Origin of the sequence: Brevibacterium sp. 50QC2O2, assembly GCF_024580675.1 — a bacterium.
Classification (GTDB): domain Bacteria; phylum Actinomycetota; class Actinomycetes; order Actinomycetales; family Brevibacteriaceae; genus Brevibacterium; species Brevibacterium moorei.
On sequence record NZ_JANIJZ010000001.1, the window covers coordinates 170784 to 182360 of the forward strand.

The window sequence follows — 11577 nt, forward strand, 5'->3', positions numbered from 1 at the left end:
GTTCGAATACATGCATGAGGTGGAGCGGACAGGCAGAAGGAGCTCCCGGACTGGTGAGCGTCAAGGGCCTGCTGCGCACCGTACAGACCCCGGAGTTCGCAGGCCTGACCTTCCACGAGATCACGGCCAAGTCCCTGTTGAACAAGGTGCCGGAGACATCCTCGATGCCGTTCCGGTGGACCATCAACCCCTATCGCGGCTGTTCACACGGCTGCGTCTACTGCTACGCCCGCAACACCCACACATATCTGGACTTGGACGCCGGGCGGGACTTCGATTCGCAGGTCATCGTCAAAGTCAATGCGGCCCAGGTGCTGGAACGGGAACTGGCGCGGGCGTCCTGGGGCCGCGAACATGTGGCGCTGGGGACGAACACCGACCCCTATCAGCGCGCCGAGGGCCGCTACCGTCTGATGCCGGGCATCATCACCACCCTGGCCGAACACCACACCCCGTTCTCCATCCTGACCAAGGGCACGCTGCTGCGCCGTGACCTGCCACTGCTGGTCCGGGCGCGCGAACGCGTCCCCGTGGAACTGGGCATGTCGATCGCGATCGTCGACGACGAGCTGCAACAGCAGATCGAACCCGGCACCCCACGCACCTCGGCCCGGCTGGCGACCGTGCGGGCCGCCGCGGATCTGGGCTTCAACGTCACCGTGTTCCTCATGCCGATCATGCCGGCGCTGACCGATTCGCGCGCCCAGCTGGAATCCCTGGTCGAGGCGGTCGCCCGGGCCGGGGCCACCCGGGTCACCTATGGCGCGCTGCACCTGCGCCCCGGCGCCAAGGAGTGGTTCATGCGCTGGATCGGCCACACCCGTCCGGATCTGTACCCGCGTTACCGCAGGATGTACGCGGACTCGGCCTATGCCTCGCGGGAGTACAGGGACTGGCTCGACGTCCGGATGCAGCCGCTGCTGGAACGCGCCGGGCTGGACTGGCTGCCCGACGACGACACCCCGGAGGCCCGGCGCTTCGCCCGCGACCTCGCGCAGAACGGTGCCGCCGAGGCCTCGCCCCCGGGGAGCGTGGTCCCGCCGCCAGGGAGCGCCGGTTCGGCACCCGCCGCACCCTCCCTCTTCTAGTCGACCCCGCGGACCCGGGTTCAGACGCGGCCCAAATGTAGGGAGGTGTCACGAAAAGACGGTCGTCCGGGCTCCTGAGCACTGATTTGTGACACCGGCCCGCCTTTGCGACACCTTCAGCCCCGCCCTTACTCCTTATTTCCCGTAGGCCGCCGATTCGAAGCGCATATAGCCGCCGAAGGAATCGGCGTCGGCGAACGGCAGGATCTGGGTGGCCCAGAAGCCGCCCAGTCCGTTCTTCCTGTCGATCCAGTAATACAGGTTCGCCAGCCCCGCCCAGCCCTGGGAGCCCGCGGGCCGGCCGGTGGGCGCGTCCTCGTTGTTGATCATGAAGCCGTAGGACCAGGACTTCGGCTGCCCGGGGAAGAACTCGGCGTCGTTCGACAGGCTCGGGATGACCCCGGGCAGCGGCGTGATCAGCCGGTCGCCCAGGTGATTGGCGGTGGCGAAATCGACCGTCTCCGGCTTGAGCACCTGCGTGCCGTCGTCGGCACTGCCATCGTTGAGCCACATCCGGATGAACTTCAGATAGTCGCCCACCGTGCTGTACAGACCCGCGCCGCCCAGGTGCACCTGGGGTCGGATAGGGATGACATAGCCGTCGATCGGAGTGAGCGATCCGTCCTCCCCGCGCTGGTGGATCGACGCGACCCGCTCGGTCATCTCAGTGCCCGGCTCGAAGCTCGAGGACTCCATGCCCAGGGGTGCGAAGATCCGTTCGGCGAACACCTCGCCCAGTTTCTTCCCCGTGATCCCCTCGACCACCTGGCCGGCCCAGTCGAGGTTCGTCCCGTACTCCCAGTTCTCGCCCGGATCGAAGACCAGCGGGGTCTGCAGTGCGGCCATGGAGGCGTCCGTGACCGGTGGCTGTCCGCATTCCTCGGTCAGGCGCAGGTAGTCCTGATCGAAGAAGTTATAGGCGAAGCCCGCCTGGTGGGTCAGCAGATCGTGAGTGGTCACGGGCCGTTTGGGCGCGCGCAGCCGCGGCTTGCCGGGCCCGTCCCACCCGTCGAGCACCTGGACCTCGGCCAGCCACGGCGCGTACTGCGAGGCCGGCGCCTGCAGGTCCAGATCGCCCTGTTCGTACAGCTGCATCGCAGCGGTGGCGGTGATCGCCTTGGTCGTGGAGAAGATCGCGTGGACCGTGTCGACTGTCATCGGCTCCTTCGTGCCCAGGTCCCGCACTCCGGCCGCGCCCAGGTACAGGTCGCCATCGCGCCCGGTGGCCCCGGCGACCACCCCGGGCACCGTGCCGCCCACAGACGGGGCCAATTGGACGACCGCGTCGAGGCGGTCGGCGATGCCGGCGAAGTCGACGGCGTGTCCGGTGGATTGTGTGCTGTTCTCTGGAGTGTTCATGCTGACCGCCTTCATTGCCGGTTCGATGCTCGTATCGGTGCGGTGATCCCACCGATTCGGATGATTGTCCGCTGCCTGGTTGCCGTGGCGCCGGATGACTCAAAGGTAGCGCCAAGCCGGTGCATTCGCGTTGCATCGTGTCAGGTTGCATCCGGCCGGGAACTCCACGACATCCGGCGGTAGAGTCGAAGGCGAAGGTCGTCGCAGGCGAACGTTCACCCCACACCGACCATCACACGAACCACAACACAACAGGAGGAAACGCACATGGCCGAACACCTGATCCGCCAGATCATCCTGAGCACCGAGGACCTCGACGCCTCGATCGAGTTCTACGAGAAGCTGGGCTACAGCCTGAAATTCCGCGACGGCGCCCACTACGCCCAGCTCGACGGCGGCCCGGTCGCCCTGGCCCTGGCCACCTCGGTCGACCACCCGCTGCCCGGCAAGACCGTCGTCGCGATCAAGTCCGACGATCCGGATCAGGACGCCAAGGACATCGAGGCCCTGGGCGGTGCCGTGGTCAAGGGCCCGTACGACGACGCGCACGAACGCCGCACCGTCGCCTACGACAACCAGGGCAACGGCCTGGTCTTCTACAAGTCGCTGGGCCGCTGAGCCCAGCCCGCGCCCGCTGAGCCCAGCCGACAGTTGATCCCAACGGGCGTCCGCTGAGCCACTGGCCCCAGCCCATCCACCAACGAAAGGGAACCGCCCGATGACCACTGCCACCTCGCCTGCGGCCGAACAACTCCACTCCGAGACCCTGGAACTGCTCCAGGCACTGATCCGCAATGCCTGCGCCAACGACCTGACCCCGGATTCCGGGCAGGAGGTGCGCAGCGCCGAAACGCTCGAGGAGTTCTTCGCCGGCGTGGACAATGTGACGATCCAGAAGGTCGAGCCGCGGCCGGGGCGCACCACCATCATCGTGACTCTGCCGGGCACCGACCCGGCAGCGGAGCCGCTGACTCTGCTGGGGCACACGGACGTGGTGCCGGTGGATGCGGACAAGTGGACGAAGGACCCCTTCGGCGCGGTGGTCGAGGATGGGGCGATCTGGGGCCGCGGCGCGGTCGACATGCTGTGCCTGACCGCCTCGATGGCCGTCGTGACCCGGCAGATCGCGCGTGCCGCCCAGGCGGATCCGGCGGCGGGCCCGGCCGGCACGCTGACCTTCGTGGGTGTGGCCGATGAGGAGGCGCGCGGAGGGCTGGGCGCCAAATGGCTGTCGGAGGAATACCCCGAGCTGTTCTCCTGGAAGAACTGCCTGTCGGAGACCGGCGGCTCGCACCTGCCAGTGGCAGACGGCTCGGATGCCGTGATTCTGGGCGTGGGGGAGAAGGGCGCGGCCCAGCGCCGCCTGCACGTCACCGGCGACGCCGGCCACGGCTCCCTGCCCTATGGCCGGGACTTCGCGGTGGCCAAGATCGGCCGCGTCGCCGAGGCGATCGGCCGGTTCGCCCCGGCCGTCGCCCAGGATTCCATCTGGGAGGGATACGTCAAGGCCTTCCGCTTCGACGAGGACACCGAACTGGCCCTGCTCGAGGGCACGGACCAGGCGGCCTACGAGGCCTTCGGCGAACTGGCGCCCTATGCCCATGCGGTGTCCCATCTGACCGTTTCGCCCACCGTGCTGCGCGCCGGCGAGGCGATCAACGTCTTCCCCAGCGCGGCCTATCTGGAGCTGGACATCCGCACCCTGCCCGGCCAGACGGACGACGAGGTGGACGCGGTGCTGCGCGGGGCACTGGGGGAGCTGGCCGACGAGGTGCGCATCGAGCGGCTCATCAGCGAACCGGCCTCGGCCAGCCCGACGGACTCGGAGCTGTTCAAGACCATGGAACAGGTCGTGGCCGAGCACTTCCCGGATGCCGCGATCGTGCCGACGATCGCCAGCGGCGGATCGGATCTGCGCTTCGCCCGGAAGCTCGGCGGGGTGGGTTATGGCTTCGGTCTGCACCGCCGGTCGACCACGCAGGCCTTCATCAATGCGCAACTGCACCAGCACGATGAGCACCTGCCAGTGGAGGACCTGTACCTGACCGTCGACGCCCTGGACCAGGTGGTCCGCCGCTTCACCAAGACCGCCTGAGGTCCATTGGCGGGGGCGGGCTATGCGATGGCCGCTTCGATCGCCTCGAGTTCGGCCAGCCACAGGCGGGCGTTGCCGTCCGAGGGCGCCCGCCAGTCCCCGCGCGGGCTCAACGCCCCGGCGGCCAGGACCTTGGGCCCATTGGGGATCGCCGAGCGCTTGAACTGGGAGAACCCGAAGAAGCGCTTCAAAAACACCTTCTCCCATTTCAGGATCGTGGCCATGTCATAGGAGTACCGGTCGGGCTCAGGGAAGCCCGCCGGCCACAGCCCCGCATGCGGATCGCCCGCCCAGGCGTGCCGGGCCATGAACGCGATCTTCGAGGGTCGGGCCCCGTGCATGATGTGGAACAGCGTGAAGTCGTGCAGGGCGTAGGGCCCGATCGTGTCCTCGGTCGACTGCACCTGGCCATCGGGCCCCGCCGGCACCAGTTCGGGGCTGATCTCCGTGTCCAGCACCGACTGCAGCACTTTGGCACCGGCCTCGTCGACTACGTCCCCGCGCGCGATCACCCAGCGGATGATGTGCTGGATGAGTGTCTTGGGAATCCCCGAGTTCACCCCGTAGTGGCTCATCTGATCGCCCACCCCGTAGGTCGACCAGCCCAGCGCGATCTCGGACAGGTCGCCCGTGCCCACCACGATCCCGCCCAGGTGATTGGCCAGACGGAACAGATAGTCGGTGCGCAGCCCGGCCTGCACGTTCTCGAAGGTGACATCGTAGACGGGCTCGCCATCGCCTGCCGGGTGGTGCATCTGGCGCAGCATCTCCGTGGCCGCCGGCCGGATGTCGATCGTCTCCACACTCGCGCCGATCGCCCGCGCCAGGGCCAGGGCATTGGACTTCGTATGGTCGCTGGTGGCGAAACCGGGCATGGTGTAGGCCAGGATGTCCGAGCGCGGCCTGCCCATCAGATCCATCGCGCGGGCGATGACCAGCAGCGCGTGCGTGGAATCCAACCCGCCGGAGACGCCGATGACCGGCTTGGGCCCGCCGATCGCGCGCAGCCGCTGCACCAGCCCGGAAACCTGGATGTTGAAGGCCTCGTAGCAGTCCTGGTCGAGCCTGGCGGCGTCCGTGGCGATGAACGGGAAGCGCGGCAGCGTGCGCAGCAGGCCCACATCCCCGCGCGGCGGGTTCGCCTGGAATTCCACGGTCCGGAACGCCGAGGCCTCGCCCAGCGCCCGGCGGTTGTCGTCGAAGGTGCCCTGGCGGCGGCGGTCCTGGACCAGGGAGTCCAGGTCCACGTCCGCGATCGAATGCCCGGCGGTCTGCGGGAAGCGTTCGGTCTCGGCCAGTAGTGCGCCGTTCTCGTAGATCATCGTCATGCCGTCCCAGGACACGTCATTGGTCGACTCGCCCAGGCCCGCCGCAGCATAGGCATAGGCCGCCAGGCCCCGTGCCGAGGCCGCACGCGCCAGCAGGTGCCGGTCGTCCGCCCTGGCGACCGTGATGGGGCTGCCGGACAGGTTGGTCAGCACCGTGGCGCCGGCCAGGGCCGCCAGTGACGAGGGCGGTACGGGCACCCACATGTCCTCGCAGATCTCGGCGTGGACGACCAGTCCGGGCAGGTCCGTGGCGGCGAACAGCAGATCGGGGCCGAAGGGCACGGTAACGGGTGCCCCGGCCGCGGAGGATCCGGAGCCGGGCGCCGCCTCGGCCGCTGCAGCCGGCCCCGCCGTGCCGGGGTCGGGCAGGGTGATCGTGCCGCGCTGATCGTCGCCCGGGGCGTACCAGCGGCGCTCGTAGAACTCGCGGTAGGTCGGCAGATAGGACTTCGGGGCGACGCCGAGGACGCGGCCGGCTTTGATCGCCACCGCACAGTTGTACAGGCGGTTGCCGTGGGCCAGGGGTGCGCCGATCAGCAGCAGCGGCGAGTACGAGGCGGTCTCGCGGGCGATCCGGTGGATGGCCGCCAGCACGCCGTCGAGCAGCGCATCTTGGAGTACCAGGTCGTCGATCGCATAGCCGGACAGGCACAGCTCCGGGAACACCGCCACGGTGACGGAGCGTTCGTCCAGGTCACGGGTAGCGTCGATGATCGTCTGCGCGTTCGTCGCCGGGTCCGCGATGGCAAGGGGGACCGTGCAGGCTGCGATCCGCGCGAAGCCGTGGCCGAAGGCATTGTCGAATTCAGTTGCGTCACTCACCGTCTCAGTCTTTCACGCCCGGCTCCGGCTCGGCGGCCTCAGAGGTCGTTGACCAGCACCGCGGCACCGTCGAACCGTCCGGCCTGCAGATCCTCCAGCGCGTTGAGCGCCCGGCTCATCGGGTACTCGTGGGTCGTGGCCCGCACCCGGTGGCGCGCCGCCAGTTCCAGGAACTCCCGGCCCTGGTCCCGCGTATTCGAGGTCACGCTGCGGATCTGTTTCTCATAGAACAGCTCGTCCTCGTAGTTCAGCGGCGGAGTGTCCGACAGGTGGATGCCCGCGATCGACAGCACGCCGCCACGGTCCAGCGCCCGCATCGCCGGCTTGACGATATCGCCCACCGGCGCGAACAGGATCGCCGAATCCAGCGGCTCCGGAGGCATATCGTAGGCCCCGGCAGCCGAGGCCGCGCCCAGTTCCAGCGCCAGTTCCCTGGCCGCCCGGTCACGTGTCAGCACGTGGACGCGGGCGCCCTGGGCCAGGGCGAGTTGGGCGCACAGATGGGCGCTGCCGCCGAATCCGTACAGGCCGAGGCGTCCGCCGGCCGGCAGTTCGGCCTTGAGCAGGGCGTGGTAGCCGATGATGCCGGCGCACAGTAGGGGCGCCAGGGCGGTGTCGTCGACCTCGGGCAGTTCATAGGCGTAGGCGGCGGGGACCGTGGTGTATTCCGCGTAGCCGCCGTCGGCGTCCCAACCGGTGTAGGTAGATTCCGGGCAGAGGTTCTCGCGCCCGGTGGTGCACCACCGGCAGTGGCCGCAGGTGCCGCGCAGCCAGGCGACGCCCACTCTGCGGCCGATCCGGGTAGTCCCGGGATCGGCAGCACCGGGGCCGGCCGTCCCCGGGCCGCAGGCGACGACGCGGCCGACGACCTCGTGCCCGGGTGTGACATGGGGCCGGTGCACGGCCAGGTCGCCCTCGACCACGTGCAGATCGGTGCGGCAGACTCCGCAGGTGTGGACGTGGATCAGCAGTTCGCCGGGGCCTGGAGTGGGGACGGGCACCTCGCGCAATTCCAAGGGTGGAACCGGTGCAGGGGAGGAGCCATCAGCGGCGAGGACCGGGGCGGGGCCCGTTACGGTCCAGGCGCGCATGGTCGCGGGTACCTCTGGCGGTGTCGTGACCGGATTCGCCGGCTGTGCAACGCTCATGGTCTGAATCTACCCAGGTGTCGGGTCAAGGGGAACCCCATAACCGCGTCGAACCGCCGATAATGTGCGATTCCACCAGGGGCGGGGCACACATTATCGACGGTTCGGCGCGAAGGGTTGGGGAGGGGCGGGCCTCAGCCGGCGACGACCTCGCGGTCGTGGGGCTTATTGGCCGCTGACAGGGGACCGTGCAGCGAGAACACGAGCACGATCGCCACGATGAGTGCCGCAGTGCCGAACACATAGGAGGCGCTCCAACCGAAGGCATGGCCCAGGCTGGTGGCCAGCGGAGGGGCGATGGCGCCGCCTAGGAAGCGGATGCCGGAATACGCGCTCGAGGCGACCGGCCGCGGCAGGTCGGTGGACTCCATGGACGATTCGGTCAGGACGGTGTTCATCACGCCCAGGATCAAACCGGAGACCACGATGAGGGCGATGAGGGCCGGGACCACGTTGACGAGGAAGATCGCCAGGGCCACGACGATGAACAGGGCGACCAGGCCCGAGGCGATGATCGTGGTGCGCTTGAACCGGGCGGACAGCGCCGGTGCGCCGAAGACCGAGGTCAGAGCCAGACCCACGCCCCAGCCGGTGAAGGTCAGGCCGATGCCCAGCGCCCCGAAGCCCAGAGGATAGGGGGAGACGGCGAGGACGACGAAGAAGGCCATGTTGTAGAAGATGGCGATGAGGCCGAAGCTCAGTAGGGCCGGCTTCTTGAAGGCGCCGAACGCGGCGAAGACCGGGGTGTGCCTCTTCTCGACGGCGCTCTTGTCCAGCATGGTCAGGATGGCGACGAAGCCCGCGGCCATGAGGACGGCCGTGCCGATGAAGGGCGCTTTCCAGGAGATCATGCCCAGCAGGCCGCCGACCAGCGGGCCCAGGGCCATGCCGACGCCCAGTGCGGATTCGTAGAGGACGATCGCGCCGTCGGGATTGCGCGATTCGCTCATGATCGTCGACAGTGCGGTCGAGATGAACAGGGCGTTGCCCAGGCCCCAGACCGCGCGGAAGGCGATGATCCACGGAACGCTGGGGGCCAGGCCGGAGGCCAGTGAGAACACCACGATCAGGCCGAGGCCGATCAGCAGGGTGTTGCGCGCGCCGATCCGCCCGGAGACCCAGCTGGTGAAGAACATCGCCACGGCGGTGATGAGCAGGTACGAGGTGAACAGGAGCGAGGTCTGGGCTGGGGTGGCGTGCAGGTCCGCGCTGATCGCAGGCGGGATCGGGTCGACCAGGCCGATGCCCATGAAGGACACTGCGGCGGCCAGCGCCACCGCCCATACGGTCTTGGGCTGGATCCACCAGCCGGGCTCGACCTCGGCGGCGGTGGCGTGCGTGCCCGGTGGTGTCTGCCCGGTGGCTAGGTTCTCTGTCTCTGCGCTCACTTCTGTGACTTCCCTGGTCTTTCTGTCGGCTGCTTGTGCCAACAAGAATATCAGATAGATATATAAATAAGTGTCTGGAATGTTGCAGAGTTGTTGCCGTCTGCCTCTAGTCAATTAATACGTAATTACGTTATAGTGAGAATATGACGGATGCAGATGATGTCGAGCGGGATCGGGTCGAGGTGCTCGAAGACCGGATCGGAGCGCTTGAGGAACGGCTCGCGCTGCTGGAACGCGGCGGGAAATCGCCCGGTGCCGGTTTCACCGACTTGACTGGCTCCGATGCCGACTCCCCGGGCCTCAGAGCCGATACGGCGGCCACATCGGCCGCAGTTTCGGAATCGGCCTGGATCCTCACGGAATCTGCCCGGCGCTATCCGGGCATGGACGCCGTGCACTTCGCTGGCACCGCACAACTGCCGGAGGGCCCGGTGGCCTGGCAGTGGGGGCGACCCACCGCCGAGCTGTTGGGCCGCGACTTCGCCGATGCGGGCGAACGCCTGGCCGCGCTCTCGCACCCCGTGCGGCTGGCGCTGGTCCAGGCGGTACTCGCGGGCACCTCGACCTCGGCGGACCTGACGGCTCTGCCGGGGATGGGCACATCGGGGCAGGTCTACCACCATTTACACCAGCTGGCAGCCACCGGCTGGCTGCAGTCCCCGCGCCGGGGCCACTGGCGGGTGCCCGCGGACCGGGTGGTGCCGTTGCTGGTCATCATCATGGCTGCCACCGACTGAGGCCCGGAGCCCGCAGTGTCAGCACTGCAGTGCCCGCATCGGAAGTGGCCGCCACGGCACCGGCATCCGGCCGGTGCGAGGAAGGACATCATGAGACGACACACAATAGCCATTGCGGCCGGACTCCTGGGCGCCCTGCTCATCGCCCTCGTGGCCCCGAAACCCCTGGGATTGCGCGGCCAGGCCAACGGAGATTCCGAATTGGTGTCCCAGATCGACGGATTGCTGGGCACCGGATTCCGCCACCACCTGGTTGCTTTGCGCCTGGACGAGGACGGTAAGACCTCGTTTGCCGGCTGGGGCGCGGACGAGCATACGGAATTCGAGATCGGATCGGTGACCAAGACCTTCACGGCCGCCGCCTTCGCGGATGCGATCGACCGCGGCGAAGTCGACCCCGATACCCGGCTTGACGAGGTCTTCCCCGACTTCCGCGACCGTCCGGCGGGAAGTGTGACGCTGGCGGAGCTGGCCACTCAGCATTCGGGACTGTCCCGCCTGCTGGAATCCGGCGCGGCGGGTGTGGGCGTGCAGACCGTCCGCGGGCTACTGGGATTCGACCCCTACACCCTGGATAAGGAAGAGTTCTTGACGCAGGCCGCCGAGAGCAGGGTATCCACGGGCCAGGGTGGGAAGAAGGAGTATGGATACTCCAATCTGGGCTTCGCCCTGCTGGGCCAGGCCGTGGCGAAACGTGCGGGGATGGAATATCCCGAGCTGATCCGGACCCGTATCCTCGCACCGCTGGGAATGGACGAGACGACGGTGCCGACCGAGGCCTCGGACCTGGGGACCGATGCTCCGCGCGGCTTCGACGCCGCGGGCCTGCCCACCGGCAGGTGGACGATGCGCGCGCAGGCCCCTGCCGGGTCGATGCGCTCGACCGCACACGATATGGGACTGTGGCTGCAAGCCGTGGCGACCGGAAAGGCGCCGGGGGTCAAGGCGGTCAAAGCCCGGGCGGACGCAGGGTCCGGCCAGCGCATCGGCTACGCCTGGATGCACACGGGCGCGGGGACTGTCTGGCACAACGGCGGCACCGGGGGCTTCTCCTGCTATCTGGGTTTCGCCGGTGACCGCAAGCAGAAGGACGGCGCGAGGGGAATCGTGGTGCTTAGCGATACCGCGACCTCGGTCGACGAAGCACAGAAGGTGATCGAACCATGAACGGCACACTGTCCCTGGTCATGAGTCTGATTCTGCTCCTGGTGTCCGCCTGGCTGCTGCTGGGCCCGCCGGTGCTGGCCCTGATCCGGTTGCGGCGCGGCACCCTGAACCCGGAGGCCGGTGCGCGGATGGCCGGCAGCTATTTGATCGGCATGCTGCTGGTGCGCATCCTGTGGCCGGCCGGCACCCTGCTGCTGGTCGTCTGGCTGCTCGCAGCGGTCCTGGCCGGGATCGCCGTCTGGCGGGTGGTCGCCGGTGGGGTTTCGATTGGCGCGGGCCCGGCGAGTCCGGCAGGGACTGGTCCGGCGGGGGAGGGCCTGGCAAAGGCGAGCCGTTTAGGCGGTGCCCGGCGCGGCCTGTCGAGGAAGACGATGGTGGTCCTGGCCGTCGAGCTCGTGATCATCCTGGCCCTGGCCGTGCGCTGCTTCCTCAACATATAGGATGG

General features: G+C 68.3%; 10 protein-coding genes. 6 read left to right on the forward strand and 4 right to left on the reverse strand.

Annotated elements, in window-relative coordinates; all coding sequences use genetic code 11:
• Positions 1 to 14: 14 nt before the first annotated feature.
• Entirely contained in the window at positions 15 to 1088 is a 1074-nt protein-coding gene (locus tag NQ038_RS00725; protein WP_257061452.1) for an Rv2578c family radical SAM protein, read from the forward strand.
• A gap of 135 nt (positions 1089 to 1223) precedes the next feature.
• Here NQ038_RS00725 and NQ038_RS00730 read toward each other — a convergent pair whose 3' ends face one another.
• Positions 1224 to 2447 carry a serine hydrolase gene (locus NQ038_RS00730; RefSeq protein ID WP_257061454.1) on the reverse strand — a complete coding sequence of 408 codons (1224 nt, stop codon included), beginning with the start codon at positions 2445 to 2447 and terminating at the stop codon, positions 1224 to 1226.
• A gap of 267 nt (positions 2448 to 2714) precedes the next feature.
• Here NQ038_RS00730 and NQ038_RS00735 point away from each other — a divergent pair, with 267 nt between their 5' ends.
• Both NQ038_RS00735 and NQ038_RS00740 read left to right on the forward strand, forming a co-directional pair.
• The gene (locus NQ038_RS00735) at positions 2715 to 3065 is read left to right on the forward strand and encodes a VOC family protein (RefSeq protein WP_257061456.1); all 351 of its coding nucleotides are present in this window, start codon (positions 2715 to 2717) and stop codon (positions 3063 to 3065) included.
• Between the two features lie 100 nt (positions 3066 to 3165).
• Positions 3166 to 4542, forward strand: a complete 1377-nt coding sequence (locus NQ038_RS00740) for a M20/M25/M40 family metallo-hydrolase (RefSeq protein WP_257048943.1) — start codon at positions 3166 to 3168, stop codon at positions 4540 to 4542.
• 20 nt (positions 4543 to 4562) lie between these two features.
• Here the strand turns inward: NQ038_RS00740 and NQ038_RS00745 are convergent, their stop codons facing one another.
• The 3 genes from NQ038_RS00745 to NQ038_RS00755 all read right to left on the reverse strand — a co-directional run bounded on the left by NQ038_RS00745 (position 4563) and on the right by NQ038_RS00755 (position 9228).
• Positions 4563 to 6692 (reverse strand): NAD(+) synthase, encoded by a 2130-nt coding sequence (locus NQ038_RS00745; RefSeq protein ID WP_257061459.1) that lies wholly within the window; start codon positions 6690 to 6692, stop codon positions 4563 to 4565.
• 38 nt (positions 6693 to 6730) lie between these two features.
• Positions 6731 to 7840, reverse strand: a complete 1110-nt coding sequence (locus tag NQ038_RS00750) for a zinc-binding alcohol dehydrogenase family protein (protein WP_257061461.1) — start codon at positions 7838 to 7840, stop codon at positions 6731 to 6733.
• 134 nt (positions 7841 to 7974) lie between these two features.
• Positions 7975 to 9228 (reverse strand): MFS transporter, encoded by a 1254-nt coding sequence (locus tag NQ038_RS00755; RefSeq protein WP_257061462.1) that lies wholly within the window; start codon positions 9226 to 9228, stop codon positions 7975 to 7977.
• Positions 9229 to 9371: 143 nt separating this feature from the next.
• On the opposite strand from NQ038_RS00755, the gene NQ038_RS00760 reads away from it, so the two are divergent.
• The 3 genes from NQ038_RS00760 to NQ038_RS00770 all read left to right on the forward strand — a co-directional run bounded on the left by NQ038_RS00760 (position 9372) and on the right by NQ038_RS00770 (position 11572).
• Positions 9372 to 9965 carry a helix-turn-helix transcriptional regulator gene (locus tag NQ038_RS00760; RefSeq protein WP_257048948.1) on the forward strand — a complete coding sequence of 198 codons (594 nt, stop codon included), beginning with the start codon at positions 9372 to 9374 and terminating at the stop codon, positions 9963 to 9965.
• Positions 9966 to 10055: 90 nt separating this feature from the next.
• Positions 10056 to 11132: a serine hydrolase gene (locus NQ038_RS00765; protein WP_257061465.1), complete on the forward strand. Its 1077-nt coding sequence runs from the start codon at positions 10056 to 10058 to the stop codon at positions 11130 to 11132.
• Complete coding sequence (locus NQ038_RS00770) at positions 11129 to 11572, forward strand: hypothetical protein (protein ID WP_257048950.1); 444 nt, start codon at positions 11129 to 11131, stop codon at positions 11570 to 11572. The genes NQ038_RS00765 and NQ038_RS00770 overlap by 4 nt, the downstream gene beginning before the upstream one ends.
• Positions 11573 to 11577 lie beyond the last annotated feature (5 nt).

Bases quoted from the DNA above. Each gene is read 5' to 3' on its own strand.
- NQ038_RS00730 (WP_257061454.1), bottom strand. From the start codon at position 2,447: ATGAACACTCCAGAGAACAGCACACAATCCACCGGACACGCCGTCGAC.
- NQ038_RS00725 (WP_257061452.1), top strand. From the start codon at position 15: ATGAGGTGGAGCGGACAGGCAGAAGGAGCTCCCGGACTGGTGAGCGTC.
- NQ038_RS00770 (WP_257048950.1), top strand. From the start codon at position 11,129: ATGAACGGCACACTGTCCCTGGTCATGAGTCTGATTCTGCTCCTGGTG.
- NQ038_RS00760 (WP_257048948.1), top strand. From the start codon at position 9,372: ATGACGGATGCAGATGATGTCGAGCGGGATCGGGTCGAGGTGCTCGAA.
- NQ038_RS00750 (WP_257061461.1), bottom strand. From the start codon at position 7,840: ATGAGCGTTGCACAGCCGGCGAATCCGGTCACGACACCGCCAGAGGTA.
- NQ038_RS00740 (WP_257048943.1), top strand. From the start codon at position 3,166: ATGACCACTGCCACCTCGCCTGCGGCCGAACAACTCCACTCCGAGACC.
- NQ038_RS00735 (WP_257061456.1), top strand. From the start codon at position 2,715: ATGGCCGAACACCTGATCCGCCAGATCATCCTGAGCACCGAGGACCTC.
- NQ038_RS00765 (WP_257061465.1), top strand. From the start codon at position 10,056: ATGAGACGACACACAATAGCCATTGCGGCCGGACTCCTGGGCGCCCTG.